We start from the raw sequence: 17,522 nt of genomic DNA, 5'->3' as shown, positions 1-17,522 counted from the left end.
TCCCAACCTCCAATCTACCAAAACAATGATCTACGTACAAGTTTAATTTTGATTTGATTTTAATAATTAATGTTGTTTATGAATTTAAAGCAAAAACAACAGGTAAATTATTATCTTTAGCTTCGTTAAAACATTATAGCGATCGCCGTTATGCAAGTAATACCATCAATATCTAAACTGAGATATTCAAAAAAAATCACCGACTTTTTTAAATATTTCTTAAGTGCTTTACTGCTGCTGACTAGTTTTCATTTTTTTGCCTATGGTAATAATTCCGAAGCGATCATTCAGCCTAAATGGACTGCTAATTTAGAAGCGATCGCTAAACCCGTCGCTACTAATAAGCAATTATTTGTCATCAATAAGATTAAGACGCAGTTCAGCGATTTAAAGATTAATGAAGGTATTCCCTCAGAACTGGTTGCCCTTGATATTGCTTCAGGAAAAGTGCTATGGCAGAAAAAACTACCACCATCTCAGCCGATTGCTCGTCACCAGTTATTTTTAGACAATGGAACTATTTATGTTAGTCATGCCAATGGACTTGTAGGATTTAAACCTGAAACTGGCTCTCCCACCGTATCGTTTAAGTATACAGAAGATGTTCATGAACGCACTAGCGATCGCACGATGGGAATATATCAGGATATAGCTGTGTATGGTGATTCTCGGTCACTCCAAAATCATGACTACAAAAGCACTTACCGCATTGAGGTATTTGGTATCAGTAAAGATAAAACTCTCTGGTCATACAAACCCAATATTGACGGAATGATTGGTATTTCTGTAGCCCATGATTCTATCGAACCCGTCGTCCAGAATGGTCTGTTATTTTTACCTAGTTTTAATGACACTCCATCAGGACGCATCGAACAATTTACAGTGATTGATGTGACATCAGGTAAAGTTCTTTGGAAATGGGAAGCGCCTCAAAAGCCTGATGGCTTATGGTCAACAAAGATTTTCGGAGATACGATCTATACTTCCGTCTTTGGCAATAGTGATATGCAACCATCAGGACGCATTAGTGCGATCGACCTTAAAACAGGTAAGGAAAAATGGTCATATGTTGCCACTGGAAAAGTCAAAACTGTGAGCGATCGCGAAGTCTTTGTTTGGCAATCTGAAGGTAATGCTGGCAATAATTTTGTAGTACTAGACAAGGAAACGGGCGGATTTTTACGCAAATTTAAACTTCCTCGTGTCTACGATACTGAACCTAAAAATTTAACTTGGTCAGATGGTCTGATTTACGCGCCTGATATGGAAATCAAAAATGCAACCTTTGGCTTTTATGGTTCTGCCGATAACAATAGCTGGGTAAGTGCATTTGACGATAAATCTGGCAAATTGGTATGGAGAACACCAACTTTACTCAATAGCCATATCTATCATGCACCTATCATTAGTAAAGCATCATCCCCAAAACGTTTGATTTTTGCTAGCAACTTCCTAAAAGATGATGGCAATAGCAAAGTACAAGCCTTTTCAATTCCCTAAAGTATAAGAAAGTGACTAGCAATTCTCATTATGCAACCGATTTTGGTGTTTCCAGCGCCGAAGGCGCTGGAAACACCAAAATCGGTTGTTTGAAAGCCCGCCGTTGGCGGGCTTTCAAACAACCGATGTTTATAATGAGAATTGATGGAAAGTGGCACAAAGTTCTGCTTTCTTATACTTTACTGCTGAGAATATCTCGTCTTAGAGCATTTTGAAAATTTTCTAAATGGGATTTATGTTGTGGGAGCCATGCATTGCCCGTCTCTGTGCTCATTGGTGGTAGGACATCATAAATTGGCTCCTGCAAAAAATAAGTTTCTTTCAATTGCATTAACCATGCGGATTGACCTTTATCTTCTACCCTTGATTGGAGATCGATCAAGCTAGTTGGAGCAATATCGAGATGTTGATCTAGCTCAAAATCTACATCTAAATTTTGGCGATCGCAGGGAAATATCGAAGCGATCGTGGCTAGTCCTTGGATCGCAAAAGCAGGAAAAGTATCAGCATCAAAGCCAAACTCATCCATAAGTTGCTTGCAAATATAGGCTGATTCGGCATTGTCAGGATAGCCAAGGGAATGGATCAACACTCTCCCCCCGATAGAAGTCTTGATAAACTCAGGCGGATTGAAAACAACTAAGGTTGTGTAAACCCTTGCTAAGTAACAAACTGCTTCTTCGGGACATAAGGAAATCGCTACGGTTATCGCTGCTCGATCAAGCATGAGGTCAAAATACAAGTACTTTTGATGTTTAAGTTGATCAGCATACAACGATTCTAGTGTTTGCGCTTTGCTGCAAATGACTTAATCTTGTTTATCGGATTTACCGCACTTTGCGATCAAACCTGAACCAATAAATTTTTTGAAAGTGTTGCTTCGCAACACTTTCAAAAAATTTATTGGTTCATTTAAACTTCAGTAAGAAAATCGTTGTACTGACTGACTAGTTCTTTGACGGAAAGCTCAAAAAGTTGTTGCCCATGTTCAACAGTTGCTAAAGCTGGATTTGACCCCATACGACCATCGGGATAACGTTTGCGAAATTCTTCGGGACTATAAATGCGGCTATCTTTATTGACGGATTCGCTAAGCGGGACATTTTTAATCGAGTCAGGATAAAGATACATCGTGACAGCAACTTCACTGGGCGTAGCGTGATAGCCCTCTTGATTGCCATAAAGCTCTCTGACAAGCTTATACATGTCATTACTTGCCCACCAGTTGCCTAGACGACAACGTACATCGGGTAGTTCGTTATAAATCTCCGTAAAGGCAGTTTTGAGAACGGCAATATTGCCACCATGCCCATTCAGAAAAAAGAAGCGTTTGAATCCATGCTTGGCAAGCGATCGCACGACATCATGAATTACTAAGGTCAGCGTAGAAGGCTTGAGGCTAATTGTGCCTGCAAACCCTGTGTGATGCTCTGCCATGCCAAGCGTAAGGGTGGAAGTAACTAAAGCATCAGCTTTTTCGCCAACGGCACAGGCGATCGCTTCCGCACAAATAAAATCTGTGCCGATTAATCCTGTGGGGCCATGCTGCTCAGTGGAGCCGATGGGAATAATTACAGCCTGCGATCGCTGTAAATAAGTCTCGACTTCTTGCCATGTTGATAGGTGTAGCAGCATAGATTTTATCTTTTAGTTCTGAATCTAATTATTACAGCGCTTTGTGCTCAAACCAAAACCAAGAGATTTTTTGAAAGTGTTGCTTTGCAACACTTTCAAAAAATCTCTTGTGGTTCAATATAGGTTGTAAAAGTACCGCCTATATTGTTGTCTGGATTCTAATCATTTGCTCAGCGGCGGCAGCGATGATCGGACGTGAGAAGAAATAGCCTTGAGCATACTCACAGCCTAATTGTTTCAACATAGACATTTGCTCATGGGTCTCTACGCCTTCGGCAACTACATTCATATCTAGGGCATGGGCAAGAATGATAATCGTGCGGATAATTTCAAAATTCTGGCCACCAAGGCTCATCTGTTCGACAAAAGTGCGATCAATTTTGAGCGTATTTACGGGAAAGCGATGCAAATAACTAAGAGAAGAGTAGCCCTGTCCAAAATCATCAATACTTAGTTGGATATTTCGCGCACGTAATTGTTCTAATTTCGCGATCGTTTCTTCACCTTGATCCATCATTGAGCTTTCGGTGATTTCTAGTCGGATGGTGCTGCCATCAATTCCTGTTGTCGCTAACACCCGATCTAGTTTTTCTAAAAGATTTTTTTCGCGTATTTGTTGGCAAGTAAGATTAATGCTCATTTTTAGAGACTTTGCTTCTATAAATTGGCTTTGCCATATAGATAACTGCTTACAAGCTTGGTTTATTACCCAATCACCAATCCCAATAATTAAGCCTGTTTCTTCAGCGATGGGAATAAACTCACAGGGTGGTACTAATCCACGTTCGGGGTGATGCCACCGAATCAAGGCTTCAAATCCTGCGAGCTTATCTGATGCCAAAGACATAATTGGTTGATAATACAGCTCAAACTCCTCACGCTCTAGTGCGTAATGGAGATCACTATCAAGTTGGATTGCCCTTAAGTTCTGTTCGTACATTTCTTTGTCAAAGAGAATGTATCTTCCTTTCCCAAGAGATTTAGCTCGATACATCGCAATATCTGCATCTCTAAGTAAATCAGTGCTATTCACATAGTCTCGATTGCTGATAACGATGCCAATGCTGGCACTTGCAAAAATTGTTTGAGTTGGTAAATTAATCGGATGTAAGAGCTTAGAAAGAATGCGATCGGCAATCATCAGGGCTTCGCTAACTTCTTGAATATCATCAATCAAAATCGTGAATTCGTCCCCACCGAGACGGGCAACAGTATCGCCAACCGATCGCAAACAACTTCCTAATATCTTGGCGATCGCTTGCAAAAACTGATCACCGATCATATGACCATGCATATCATTGACCATTTTAAAGCGATCTAGATCGATGAACATAACCGCAAACATATATTGAGAATGTCGATTACCATATTTGAGAGCTTGCTCGACACGATCCATAAACAGATTGCGATTTGGAAGTCCTGTAAGTGAGTCATGGAGAGCATCATGGACTAATTGATCCTGCGCTCGTTTGTGATCAGTGATATCTCGCACAATTCCATCGATCCGAATGACTTTTCCATCGCGATCATATACAAGATATCGGCGATCGCTTACCCAGCGAACTTCTTGATCAGGACGTAAGATGCGATATTCTTCGCTTACAGTCCCTGTCGTCATAATGCTACGATTGGCAATCTCAATACGATCGCGATCTTCTATATGAATTACTTTTAACCAGAATTCAGGATCTTCAAAGAAGTTAGAAATGGGATAACCATAGATTTTTGCAACCGCCGCATTAAAATAGATAAACTGTGAAGCGGTTGGATGCATTGACCAGACAACATCTTCAATAGAACCTAAAATACTCTCTAAACGTTCTTCACTAACTTTTAATGTTTCTCCCATAATTTGACGCTCGATAATTTCAAACTGTAATTCTGCATTGAGTGCTTCTAACTGTCCGTTTTGTTGCTCAAGTTGTTGATTTAGCTGGCAAATTTTTGATTCCGCGACTTTCAGTGATAGTTGATGTTTGACACGGATTAAGACTTCTTCGATTTGAAACGGTTTGGTAATGTAATCAGCACCACCGATATTAAAAGCTTTGACCTTATCGAAAACATCATCTAAGGCACTTAAAAAGATGACGGGAATATCGCGAAATTCAGAGGCTTTGAGGCGCTGACAAACTTCATAACCATCCATATCTGGCATTTTGATATCAAGTAAGATCAAGTCTGGACAAGTTGTCTCAACTGCCATCAACGCGATCGCGCCACTTTTGGCACAGCGAATTTGATATCCTTGACCTGAGATCGCAGCAGAGAGAACGCGGAGATTGTCTGGCAAATCATCGACAATTAGAATTAATATTTCGCTATTAGTAGCTGCGGTTTGAATAGAGTCTTTGTTGTCATTCATAGAGAGCAAGCCTCCTGCACTAGAGAGATAATCCGACCAAAATCGAAATCATGGACACTATCTTCGATTTCTTTAGTTAGCAGAAAATGTTCTTTCGGCACTTGCGCTAGTAATTGGGCGATCGCATTACTATCTAGTTGTGAAGCTGCTTTCTCAAGCTGCCATAGCCATTCTTTGGGCATCTCCAACAGCGACTCAGCCGTGAATTTGACTAGAGACAGACTAGGTTTTGACTGACTGGCAGCGATCTCTTCATAAACATACAGTACACCAAGATATTGTGACATCTTCTCAAAGATCGTATTTTCAAGAAAAGGTTTGCGAACAAAATCATCACAACCTGCCGATAAGACAATGGCGCGTTCTTCTTCTAAGGTACTAGCCGTGAGTGCAATAATTGTTGTTGCTTGACCTTTGAGATGGGATCTGATCTGAGTAGTAGCTTCATAGCCATTCATTACGGGCATTCGCATATCCATCCAAATCAGATCTGGTTGCCACTGTTCCCAAATTTCCACAGCAATCTGTCCATTTTCGGCTTCTTTTACTTCAAAGCCAATCGGAGTCAGTAATTTGATTAAGATTTGCCGATTTTCCCAGCGATCGTCAACGATCAAAATTCGATAGGTTCTTTCATTGGGGACAAGACCAATGACCCGAAAGGTGGGTTTAGAGGAGATCGCCTTAGCAGATTCACTAAGCTCAGCTTGGATACTAAACTCAAAAGTTGTACCAACCCCAACCTCACTGCTGAAGGTGATATCGCCGCCCATAAGCTGTACAAACTTACTGCTAATCGGTAAACCCAGACCTGTGCCTTGGTCAGCTTTACGTCCCGATTCAGTCTGCATAAACGGATCGAATACCTTATCTACTTCAGCAGCATCAATGCCAGCACCAGTATCGTTAACAGAGAAATGGATATTTATCTGTTTGGGATTTGAGGATGCATTAGTTTTGGAATTATCAAGTTTAACGCGAACCGTAACTCCACCTATTTGTGTAAATTTGAGAGCGTTGCTAATTAGATTAATTAAAACTTGTCGTAACTTCTTTTCATCGGTGCGAATAAATTGGGGCAGATCCTCTGATTGCTCAAGCTTGAGATATAGTTCCTTAGTGCCAGCCCGCATTTGGAACATTTCTATGACTAAATAGAGAGATTCTCGCAGGTCAAAATCTGTCTCATTCAGCGCAATCCGTCCTGCCTCAATTTTGGACATATCAAGGACATCGTTGATCAGCGCCAGTAAATGTTCGCCGCTACGACCGATGATATTAAGATTCTCAATTTGTGACTTATTAAGACTGCGATCGCGATGCATGATTTGGGTAAAGCCTAAAATCGCATTTAAGGGTGTTCGCAGTTCGTGACTCATGTTAGCGAGAAATTCACTTTTGGCAACATTGGCAACTTCGGCTTGTTCTTTCGATTTTTGCAGTTCAATTGTGCGATCGGCAACTTTAACTTCCAAATCCTCAAAGGATTCTTGCAGTTTTGCTGCCATTTGATTAAAGGAAGTGGATAGGATTTCTAATTCATTAACGCCTTGAATATTCACACGAGTTTCAAGTTCCCCATCGGCGATCGCAGCAGCAGCTTGGCTCAAACCTTGAATTGGTTTCACAAGCCATTGTGAGGTGATAAGTCCGACCAAAATTGCGATCGCTAATGCAGTTATACAAAGCAAAATTGTAATGCGCGTATTCGCATTAATCTGCGCCATAAAATCTGACTCAGGCACGACGACGACCACCAGCCAATCTAAGCCATAGCGATCGCGCCAAGGTGTGACTTGTAAAAATTGGTGATCGCCTTGATAGTCAAAGTCTGAGCTTTGAAATCCCGTTTGGATCACCTGAAAGTTCCCAAACTTTTGTTGTAAGTGTTTCGCAGTTGCTCTCACAAGTGGATCTTGGCTTTGGAGAATGTTCAAGCGATCGCTTTTATCATTAACAACAGTAAACATATTTTCTCGGTTAGAACTAGCTATTAACAGCCCATCGCGCTCAATTACAAATATTTTGGCAGAAGGGCTAAGCTCGATCTCGCTTAAAAAAATACTAATACTACTCAAGAGTAAATCAGTTCCAATCACACCAATGATTTCCTTCTTTTTTCCATAGATTGGTTGGTTTACTGAGACAGCAAAAATTCCCTGCTTAATATTCCATGCATAGACCTTTGTCCAAACAGGCTTATTAGCCTGAATCGTTTCATAATACCAAGGTTCCATTAAGGGTGAATAATCTTCGATATTAATGACTTTGAGCCGATTCCCTTCAAGATCGGCTGAATAGATATGGTCTTTACGGTTTGTGAGATTGGAAACTTCCTCAATTATAATTTCCGATCCTTCTTTAACATAGTTTGCACCAATAAAGTCACCATTTGTCAAAGCGTAGCCAATGGCGCTGACCTTGTAGCTCTGCATCTGCTTCCAAAAGTAGCGTCCAGACTTTTGGAAATCTTGTAAGTTGAGTAGACCAATATCAATCGCATCAATATTAATTTGATTGATTTTTGGAGGGATATTTAAATAACTATCTAGGTGTTGATTAACTAGATGGCTAGCTTTATTCGTCAATTGACTGGCAAGGTTACTTACGGATTGTTGTCCATTTCGCAATGCTAAATACCCAGTGATACCCACCGCAGCAAAAATTTGGATAACAAATGGAGCAACTAACAAAAGCCTTAAAGATAAACCTTGTTTTTGAGTCTTTTGGTGGTTGTTCTTTAGGCTTAATAACATAAAAAAATCTATGGTAATGACTTTAAGTTAATTTTTATCAAAAAATCGTAGCAATATTTTTATCTGATAAAAATGCAATTAATTAAAATGTTTGATAGAGTACTCCATCACAGCAAATTAAAAAATCATGATTTTATTTTTAAATAAGCATTTACTAGTCAGCATGGTTAGCCTTCTAGTAAATACTATTTTTTCAGATCAGTTACTAGCTTATAGTTTTTCTAGATCAGAGTTAAATAAGTTATCAGATATAACCCTTAGGGGAGATTTAAAATCATTTCAAATCTCTAACTCATACATAATTTCTAATTCTAAAGCAGAATCATATTCTAATGTTTCCCAACTTTTAGACGTTAGCCATCAAGACTGGGATTTTATGGCTTTGCAATCTATTGTAAATCGATACAACTGCTTAACTGGTTATCCAAATCTAAACTATAGGGGCGATCGCAATTTGACTCGTTACGAATTTGCAGCAGCGATCAGAGCTTGTAGCGATCGCTTAAATCAGCAACTGCAAACCACACTTACAAATAAAATAAGTCAAGCCGATTTACTTACTTTACAAAAATTGCAAATTGACTTCGCGACAGAGCTATCATCGCTTACTAACATAGTCGCTAATCTAGAAGCAAAAACTACTAACTTAGAATCAAAATCTTTCTCGCCAACGACAAAACTGAATGGAGTAGCGATTATGTCCATCGCTACTAATTATGCTAGTCAAACTGACTTTACTCAACCTGCTTTAGATATTCAGCAAAACTCAATAATTTCTAACCAGTTAACCCCTAATACTAATGTGATCGCGATCGCTAGATTGAACTTAAGTACTAGTTTCTCTGGCGAAGATCTCTTATATACAAGACTAGAAGCTGGAAACAGTGGCGTAAGTATTGGTAGTTTGTTAGAGCAACCTGCCCAATTTATTGGCTATGCTGGGTTTGCTAGTAGTTCTGGATTAGAATATGGTGGAATTTCTTCGGAGTTCTATTTAGGTGCTTTACGTTATACATTTCCCCTAGGTAGAGATATTCAAGCCACGATCGCACCTGTTCTATCACTAAATGATTATTTTGATTTAAACAGTTTCTCTAATGACGAAACCAAAGATTTTTCTGCCAGCATATTTATCAGCAATCCACTTTTGTTGCCTGTAAATGATGGAACTGGCGGCTTAGTCGAATGGAGTCCTAATCAGGGAGACTGGACTCTGAGAGTAGGACATATCACAACTGGCGCAGGATTAGATACTAGTGATCCAATTCGCAATATTAATCAAGGACTATTTGGCGATCCCTATCAAGCGATCGCAGAATTAGAATTTGCTCCTAAAGATGCACAAGAAAATACACCCGTATCTATCCGTTTGCAATATACCAATGGCTCTGTTAATAATCTTGATTACAACATCGGTGGACTTAACTTGGAATGGATGCTTAATAAAGGCTTTGCAGTATTTGGGAGATATGGGTTCGGCTCCATTCAAAACCGCGATAATCCGATTCGTGATGCCTTACCGACTTATATAAATGCCAACTTTGGAGGCAATGCGATTAATCCGCAAACATGGTCTTTAGGCTTAGCTTTTCCCGATTTATTTACGGAAGGCGGATTGGGCGCGATCGCGATCGGGCAGCCCTTTATCGATACGAATGTTGGCAATGCTACTCAAACTAATCTTGAGCTATTTGTTAAATTTCCAATTACCTCACAGATTACGATCACGCCAGATTTGCAGATGATCTTTAATCCTAATAACAACAATACCAATGGCTCGATCACGATCTTGAGTTTACGTACAGTATTTAGTTTTTAATACTCCCTCGCTAATCAAGAATCAGCAGAGCTTTGCATCGGTGATTCGTAACTGGGATCAGATTTGGTATTAACTTTGACTTATTGAGAGAAGCTTTGACCTAATAATTTATTTATATTGTTAGGATGAATAAATATTTACTCCATCCTCTCTAAATAAATAGTGAGTTTTAAACTATGTTTTCAAGGGATTTTGAGGCTATAGATAATACCAAAGTTAAATCGGCAAAATCAGTTCAAAGTTCTAAGCAAATTCTCTCTGCTCAAGAATTGAATGTATTGAATGCTAAGTCTGATCTTAAGGGATCTGTGCAATTATTTGGGCATCTTGCGGTGATGTCAATTAGTGGCTATCTCTGGGGTACAAATATGGGAAATCTTAGCGATCGTTGGTTTATAGCTATACCAGCGTTAATTCTTTACGGATTTAGCTTTGCAATTATGTTTGCGCCATTGCATGAGGCTTCCCATCGTACCGTTTTTACGAATAATCAAGCCAATGATGTCCTTTGCTGGTTTGCAGGGCTGTTATCTTTTTATAACAGTACCTTCTATCGGCTCTATCACAAGTGGCATCACCGCTATACTCAGATCTTGGATAAAGATCCTGAATTAAGCGATCGCAAGCCCACAAATCTCAAGGAATATATTATCGAAATTAGCGGGATTACTTGGTGGATCGGCAAGTTTCGTAGACATTTCCTCACAGCGATCGGTAACTTAGATAATTGTCCATTTATTCCTGAAGGCTCCCGTGCGGAAGTGATTCGCTCAAACCGTTTGCAGCTATTGGTTTATGCGGTGGCGATCGCTATTTCTGTATATTTCCAACAGCCTTGGTTTATCACCTACTGGATGCTCCCCCTTGCAGTCGGTCAGCCCATTTTAAGATTTCTGCTCCTAGCCGAGCATACTGATCGCCCCAATACCGATAATATGCTCGCCAATACCCGTACTACGCTTACCCTTGCGCCTTTAAGATTCCTAATTTGGAATATCTCCTACCATGCCGAGCATCATCTCTATGCTTCCATTCCCTTCCATCAATTAGGCGCAGCCCATGCAAAATTAAGTTCCCATTTTGAATGTGTCGAAAATGGATATATTAATGTCCATCGCCAAATCATCGCTAATTTTGACGCGAAGACAGAGAATTCAGTAGCATGAATACTTTTACGATTAAGAACTTTCAGCTTCAGTGCGGTGCGATTTTGCCGCAAGCACAACTGGTTTATCAAACCTATGGCGAACTAAATAGCGATCGCTCAAATGTAATTCTCTATCCCACCTCCTACGGAGCGCAACATCCTGATATTGAGTGGCTAGTGCGACCTGATGGTATTCTCGATCCGACAAAATGGTTCGTGATTATCATCAATATGTTTGGGAATGGGCTGTCGAGTTCGCCTTGCAATTGTGCAGAATGTGGATTAGCCGAACAAGGCTTCTGGTTTACGCATCTGGATAATGTCACGGCTCAAGAGCAACTGCTGTGTGAAGTCTTTGGCATTGAGCGTTTAGCCCTAGTTTACGGCTGGTCGATGGGCGCTCAGCAGGCTTATCATTGGGGTGCGTTATATAGCGATCGCGTAGAACGTATCGCCGCTATCTGCGGCACGGCGAAAACCACCGATCACAATCGCATTTTCTTAGAAAGTTTGCGCTATTCCCTAACTGGCGATCCAACTTGGAATGGAACTAATTTTGACGGTATTCCCGATCGCGGATTTCGCACTTTTGCCAGAATTTACGCTAGTTGGGCAGCATCCCAAGCCTTTTATCGCGAAGGCTTGTATTATCAATTCGGTTATGAATCTCTCGAAGATTATCTCCTACGTGGTTGGGAAGCAGGCTATCGCAAGCGCGATCCACGAAATTTGATGGCGATGCTTGATACTTGGCTCAGGTGCGATGTCAGTGATAATCCCATTTATCAAAAAGATTACGAACTTGCCATGCGATCAATCCAAGCGAAAACTCTAGTCATGCCTAGCACTACGGACTTGTATTTCACCCCCGAAGATTGCGATCGCGATGCATCTCTAATTCCCCATAGTTCATACCTTCCCATTCCTTCAGTCTGGGGACATCGTGCGGGTAATCCCTATCAAAATCCCGAAGATGAGAAGTTCATTCGTCAAGCGGTTGGAGAATTGCTAAGTCGCAAAGAATCATCGCGATAGATTCTCTTGCATCCATAACCGAAAAGCCTTCATTGCTTTGCTGCGTCCTTGGCTAAGACTGATCTCTAAAAACTGCGGTATGACATCACGGATAGGAATATCACCAAAAATAGGACTTAACTGTGATTCGACATACTCGCCATCACGCAAGATATAAATTTTCAATATCTGATCGTATAGCCAGAGTTCAGGTACACCGAGGACGCGGTAAACATCAAACTTGGTTTTGGAAGTTACATCTACCTCGATCGCTAGATCAGGTGGAGGATCGATTGTCATGTCTAGTTTACGGATGCCACGCATAGCGACATTGTTTTGAATGTAGAAGCAGTCATCAGGTTCTAGTCCTGCGAGTTTGTCAATTCGCTTGAAAGTCGTGGAGCCAAACCCTTCAAAATCGATCTCCATTGTCTCAAGAAGTGCTTTTACAAAATCTCCAATCAAGACTTTAATTTTTTCATGTTCAGGTAATGGCATGACAATTTCTAATACACCGTTTAAATAAGCAATTCTTGATCTGCGCTTTTCGCCAAGGTCTTGGAGGATAGATTCAAATTGTTGCCAGTTAATATCATGGAGGACTGTGCTTTGTCCTGCTAGGGTTTCAATCTGTGAGATTCGTAATAGGGTGGTCATCTGCGTATCTCCTAACTTTACTCATCCTGCGATCGCTATTTACAGTTTACGCTAGCTACTTATCTTTTGAGTTTTGGAAGAGTTTATAATCATTATTAACATCTAATGCGATCGCTAAAAACATCGCCAAAAAACTATGTCTCAACGTCCTGTAACCATAGATGATATTTTCGAGTTGTTTCGTGAAAGTGAACGCCAACGTAAAGAACAGCAACGAGAATTTGAGCAGTCTTTGCAAGAATATAGAAAGACCTCTGAGCAAGAAATGGCTGAACTCAAAAAAATTGTCGCGCAGACAAATAAGCAAGTCGGTGGGATTACGAGTCGCTGGGGTGAGTTTGTCGAAAATTTAGTTAGACCTGCGGCAGTACGGATGTTTCGCGAGAAGGGGATTGAAGTGCATTTTACAGCCTTGCGAGTGGAAGCTCAGGATGAAAAGGGTTCTATTGAAATTGATGTTCTAGCCGAAAATACTAATGAAGTGGTGGCGATTGAGGTCAAGTCTCATTTAGAAGTTCGTGATGTGAAGCGATTTTTAATCACTTTAGATCGTTTTAAACAAGCTCTGCCTAAGTATCAAAGTTATAAGCTCTATGGCGCGATCGCTGGCATTAAGGTGGATGAGAGAGCCGATGAATATGCCACACAGGAAGGGCTATTTCTGATTAAGCCTTCAGGGGATACGGTGGCGATCGTTAATGATCAGAGTTTTGTGGCAAAGACTTGGTGAATAAAGATTTGGTAAATATTGACAAGATTGATACTAGACTGCATTTTAATTTGAGCGATAATCCCGTTTGCTGAGAGATAAACATTGTGACTACAGGATTATGACTAAGGCTCTATCGGAAATTGCTCAAGAAAAAGGGATTCGTTACTTTCTCATTTCCTTCACTGACCTATTTGGAGTCCAACGCGCTAAATTAGTGCCAACCGCAGCGATCGACTCGATGGAATCCAATGGCGCAGGATTTGCAGGATTCGCCACATGGCTTGACATGACACCCGCCGATCCCGATCTCTTCGCCATTCCCGATCGCAATAGTCTTTTCCCCTTACCTTGGCAACCCGAAATTGGCTGGATGCCCGCCGATCTCTACATGAATGGCGAACCCGTCAAACAAGCCCCACGCTATGTTCTCAAGCAAGCTCTCAGCCAAGCCAAAGCCCTCGGTTATCGCGTCAAAACGGGGGTGGAATGCGAATATTTCCTACTCTCTGCTGATGGTACGGATATTTCTGATTTAAGCGATCGCGCAAGTAAGCCCTGCTACGATCAACAAGCCCTAATGCGCCGCTTTGACATCATTGCCGAAATCTGTGATGCCATGTTAGCGATGGGTTGGGGAGCCTATCAGAATGATCATGAAGATGCGAATGGTCAATTCGAGATGAACTGGACTTATGCTGATGCTTTAGTTACAGCCGATCGCCATGCCTTTTTTAAATATATGGTCAAAGCGATCGCCGAAAAGCACGGCTTCCGCGCCACCTTTATGCCGAAACCCTTCCCACATCTAACAGGCAACGGCTGTCATACCCATCTATCTATTTGGGATTTGGAGGGAAATACTAATCTCTTTGATGACGCAAAAGGAGAACTCGGTTTATCGAGCTTAGCTTATCAATTTATCGGCGGCGTATTACATTCCGCCGAATCCGTCTGCGCCTTCACCAATCCCACCGTCAATTCCTACAAGCGGATTAATGCCCCTGTCACCAACTCTGGCGCAACATGGTCGCCCAATACGATCAGCTATACAGGCAACAATCGCACCCACATGATCCGCATTCCCGAAGCAGGTCGCTTTGAGTTCCGTCTCGCCGATGGAGCCGCTAATCCATATCTCCTCCCTGCTGCCCTCATCGCCAGTGGTCTCGATGGCATCAAACACCAACGCGAAGCAGGTCAACGTTATGACAATAATTCCTACACCGATCCGCTTCCCTTTGGTACGGTGAAACAATTACCAGCTAATCTCTTAGATGCACTGCGATGTTTGCAAGCAAATACGATTTTGCCAGAGGCTTTAGGCTCAGAATTTGTGCAATCCTATATCAAGTTAAAGCAACGCGAATGGAATGATTACAGTACTCGTATTAGTCCTTGGGAATTGGAACACACTTTAGATTGTTGAAATCTATCTTTTGATTCTTTTGGAAAATTTTGTCCTAGACTATACTTTTTCAAGTCAAGCAGAATTTCAAGATGATAAATCTATTAGACCCTAAAGCTTTTTATTACTGCTGGGGAGGAATTGCTTCTCTGTACTTTCTGCGTTGGTTCTGGCTCAAATTGTATCCACCTCAGATACCAGATAAATGGAAGAATAATGCGTCAATCGAAAAAGCAGATCGGGCTATTAAAAAAGTCGAGGAATTCATTGAATCAATTGCACGAGGAGATCCAGAAGTTTCTCTAACACTTGCTGAGGAAGAACTAAATGCCATTTGTAAAGCCAAAAAATCCATATATCATTTTTCGATTACTGAAAACAAACTGTTTACACATGAATTAAAAGACTTTTATGTACTATCTATCAAAGGATATATTTTTGCTACTTGGGAAATATCCTTTGGGCTTCGCTACGATAGTTATTTTGAAAGAGATATAATCATTGAAAATGATACTCTTTTAGGGGTAAAAGGAGGCTTTTTTGATATAGCTGATGATGACACCTACCAAGATGAGAGACTGATCATTTCTCAAGGAAAATTAGCTCAAGCAATTCTTAAAGATATTGTCATCAAAGAACCTAGAGAACGAGGAATACCTAGTGACTATATAAAACAAATAGAAATTAAGGATGGCAACCTAATATTTTTTGCCTGATATGCTGATCAAGTAAAAGCGGAAAAATGTTGTTTGGAGATTTTCTTCAGTCGGTTGATTTACTGCTTGCTTAACAATTGCCGCCAAGCTCTAACCATTGCAGGTTCTTGATCGGGTTGGATGTATTCGACCATTAGGTTTAGATCGAGATTGGGAAAGAATTGGCTTTGAGCGATCGCATTATATCCACTGCGATCGCTATTGATATGATAAAGAGTAAATTTCCCATTTTGATAAAACCAAACTTCTGTAATTCCTAATCCCTGATAAACCTCCAATTTATCAATACCGCCACTAGTGACCGTTATCTCGATCGCTAAGTCAGGCAATTCTTGACGCTGACCGATGCAGAAGCTTTCATCGGGTTCTAATCCCCTCGCTGTAAATTCTGATTTGCAAGTAGCGGAGCCGCAACTAAAGAGGTCAATATTCATGACATCGGCATATACATATATTAATCTCGCAATCAGCGTTTTCAGCATTTCATGCTCTGGCGAAAGCGTCACGATTTCTAATGCTCCTTTGAGATAGGTTAGATGGAGGTTTTGATGTCCAGAAAATAGATCGATGAAGGTTTGGTATTGCTGCCAAGTTATGTCATGAAGGGCAATACGCGGTTCAGCGATCGCAGAAGCAATTAATTTTTCAAGTTCAACTTGAGGTATATCAAGGGTGACTTTCATGGTTCAAATTCCCTCTTTTTCCATTTCTAATATTTCACAATCTTCCATGCGAGAAAATATACACTCTATAGAGGTTAACCCATTACCATTCATAAAAACCAAGTGATCGCATTGCTGACTAGTTTACTAGAATTTTAGGCGATCGCAAGAAACGGTTAGCTTAAATATCAAATCATTGCTAAATTGAGAGTAAACCCTCGTAATGCTGAGCATGAACTCTCCGATGGACAAATTTCTAGATGAGAATATGGGCGATCGCGCAACCTATGAACTGATGGCAAAAGCGATCGCCTTTATTCGTCAAAACCATCGACAACAGCCAGACCTCGCCGCGATCGCGCAACAGGTACATCTGAGCGAATATCACTTTCAGCGCTTGTTTACCAAATGGGCAGGCATTAGCCCTAAGCGATTTTTGCAATATCTGACGGTGGAATATGCTAAATCTAAAATTGCGGAAACAAAGAACTTACTGGAATTGACTGGAGATGTGGGTTTATCCAGTGCAGGGCGATTGCATGACCTATTTGTGAACATCGAAGCAATGTCACCGCAAGAGTTTAAGACTGGTGGGGCGGGTTTACAGATTTGCTATGGCATCCATGAAACCATGTTTGGTGATTGCCTGATTGCCACGACAGCGCGAGGTATTTGTAATTTATATTTTCTGGATGGAATGAATGATCAGGCTGCTGAATTAATGCTGCGAGAGGAATGGTCAAACGCCGAGATTATTTGCGATCGCGAAATTACACAACCAATTTGCGATCGCCTATTTAGCCATCTTCCTAATCTGAATACCACGAAGCAACCGCCCCTCACCCTTTATGTCAAAGGTACTAACTTCCAAATTCAAGTCTGGCGAGCTTTGTTGCGCATTCCGTTTGGCGGAATTACCACTTATCAGGGCTTAGGGCGATCGCTTGGTCGTCCCAATGCTGCTAGAGCGATCGGTAACGCCGTTGGTAGTAATCCCATCAGTTTTATCATTCCCTGTCATCGTGTCATTCGCGAATCAGGTGAATTAGGCGGCTATCGTTGGGGATTGGAGCGCAAGACTGCCATATTAGGCTGGGAAGCTAGTTATCAGAAGTAGAGCGATCGCATCACCAG

14 protein-coding genes are annotated in these 17,522 nt (G+C 41.0%); 8 read left to right on the top strand and 6 right to left on the bottom strand.

Annotated elements, in window-relative coordinates:
* Nucleotides 1–150 precede the first annotated feature (150 nt).
* On the top strand, nucleotides 151–1,500 hold the full coding sequence (locus tag CQ839_RS16465; RefSeq protein WP_103669380.1) for a PQQ-binding-like beta-propeller repeat protein: 1,350 nt from the start codon (nucleotides 151–153) through the stop codon (nucleotides 1,498–1,500).
* A gap of 172 nt (nucleotides 1,501–1,672) precedes the next feature.
* Here the strand turns inward: CQ839_RS16465 and CQ839_RS16460 are convergent, their stop codons facing one another.
* The 4 genes from CQ839_RS16460 to CQ839_RS16445 all read right to left on the bottom strand — a co-directional run bounded on the left by CQ839_RS16460 (nucleotide 1,673) and on the right by CQ839_RS16445 (nucleotide 8,256).
* Entirely contained in the window at nucleotides 1,673–2,227 is a 555-nt protein-coding gene (locus tag CQ839_RS16460; RefSeq protein ID WP_146048753.1) for a hypothetical protein, read from the bottom strand.
* A 185-nt stretch (nucleotides 2,228–2,412) separates the two neighbouring features.
* A complete protein-coding gene (locus CQ839_RS16455) occupies nucleotides 2,413–3,135 on the bottom strand; it encodes a creatininase family protein (RefSeq protein ID WP_103669378.1) in 723 nt (240 codons plus the stop codon).
* A gap of 139 nt (nucleotides 3,136–3,274) precedes the next feature.
* Nucleotides 3,275–5,500: an EAL domain-containing protein gene (locus CQ839_RS16450; RefSeq protein WP_103669377.1), complete on the bottom strand. Its 2,226-nt coding sequence runs from the start codon at nucleotides 5,498–5,500 to the stop codon at nucleotides 3,275–3,277.
* Nucleotides 5,497–8,256 carry a hybrid sensor histidine kinase/response regulator gene (locus CQ839_RS16445; RefSeq protein WP_103669376.1) on the bottom strand — a complete coding sequence of 920 codons (2,760 nt, stop codon included), beginning with the start codon at nucleotides 8,254–8,256 and terminating at the stop codon, nucleotides 5,497–5,499. Before CQ839_RS16445 ends, CQ839_RS16450 begins: the two co-directional genes overlap by 4 nt.
* 127 nt (nucleotides 8,257–8,383) lie before the next feature.
* On the opposite strand from CQ839_RS16445, the gene CQ839_RS16440 reads away from it, so the two are divergent.
* From CQ839_RS16440 to CQ839_RS16430, 3 genes are all read left to right on the top strand, one after another.
* Entirely contained in the window at nucleotides 8,384–10,075 is a 1,692-nt protein-coding gene (locus tag CQ839_RS16440) for an iron uptake porin (protein ID WP_103669375.1), read from the top strand.
* Between the two features lie 176 nt (nucleotides 10,076–10,251).
* Nucleotides 10,252–11,241 carry a fatty acid desaturase family protein gene (locus tag CQ839_RS16435; RefSeq protein WP_103669374.1) on the top strand — a complete coding sequence of 330 codons (990 nt, stop codon included), beginning with the start codon at nucleotides 10,252–10,254 and terminating at the stop codon, nucleotides 11,239–11,241.
* On the top strand, nucleotides 11,238–12,257 hold the full coding sequence (locus tag CQ839_RS16430) for an alpha/beta fold hydrolase (RefSeq protein ID WP_103669373.1): 1,020 nt from the start codon (nucleotides 11,238–11,240) through the stop codon (nucleotides 12,255–12,257). The genes CQ839_RS16435 and CQ839_RS16430 overlap by 4 nt, the downstream gene beginning before the upstream one ends.
* Here the strand turns inward: CQ839_RS16430 and CQ839_RS16425 are convergent.
* Entirely contained in the window at nucleotides 12,246–12,893 is a 648-nt protein-coding gene (locus CQ839_RS16425) for a Uma2 family endonuclease (protein WP_103669372.1), read from the bottom strand. The genes CQ839_RS16430 and CQ839_RS16425 overlap by 12 nt on opposite strands.
* A gap of 136 nt (nucleotides 12,894–13,029) precedes the next feature.
* Here CQ839_RS16425 and CQ839_RS16420 point away from each other — a divergent pair, with 136 nt between their 5' ends.
* From CQ839_RS16420 to CQ839_RS16410, 3 genes are all read left to right on the top strand, one after another.
* Entirely contained in the window at nucleotides 13,030–13,623 is a 594-nt protein-coding gene (locus CQ839_RS16420; protein ID WP_103669371.1) for a DUF3782 domain-containing protein, read from the top strand.
* 100 nt (nucleotides 13,624–13,723) lie between these two features.
* Complete coding sequence (glnT, locus tag CQ839_RS16415; protein ID WP_103669370.1) at nucleotides 13,724–15,031, top strand: type III glutamate--ammonia ligase; 1,308 nt, start codon at nucleotides 13,724–13,726, stop codon at nucleotides 15,029–15,031.
* Nucleotides 15,032–15,102: 71 nt separating this feature from the next.
* Nucleotides 15,103–15,726, top strand: a complete 624-nt coding sequence (locus tag CQ839_RS16410; protein WP_103669369.1) for a hypothetical protein — start codon at nucleotides 15,103–15,105, stop codon at nucleotides 15,724–15,726.
* Between the two features lie 59 nt (nucleotides 15,727–15,785).
* On the opposite strand, the gene CQ839_RS16405 is transcribed toward CQ839_RS16410, so the two are convergent.
* Nucleotides 15,786–16,409, bottom strand: coding sequence for a Uma2 family endonuclease (locus CQ839_RS16405; protein ID WP_103669368.1), 624 nt, complete (start codon nucleotides 16,407–16,409; stop codon nucleotides 15,786–15,788).
* 211 nt (nucleotides 16,410–16,620) lie between these two features.
* On the opposite strand from CQ839_RS16405, the gene CQ839_RS16400 reads away from it, so the two are divergent.
* The gene (locus CQ839_RS16400; RefSeq protein WP_103669367.1) at nucleotides 16,621–17,505 is read left to right on the top strand and encodes a methylated-DNA--[protein]-cysteine S-methyltransferase; all 885 of its coding nucleotides are present in this window, start codon (nucleotides 16,621–16,623) and stop codon (nucleotides 17,503–17,505) included.
* Nucleotides 17,506–17,522 lie beyond the last annotated feature (17 nt).

It is taken from the genome of Pseudanabaena sp. BC1403, from assembly GCF_002914585.1.
GTDB lineage: Bacteria > Cyanobacteriota > Cyanobacteriia > Pseudanabaenales > Pseudanabaenaceae > Pseudanabaena.
The sequence above is the reverse complement of the archived record's forward strand: the minus strand, read 5'-3'. Positions and strand labels throughout refer to the sequence as shown.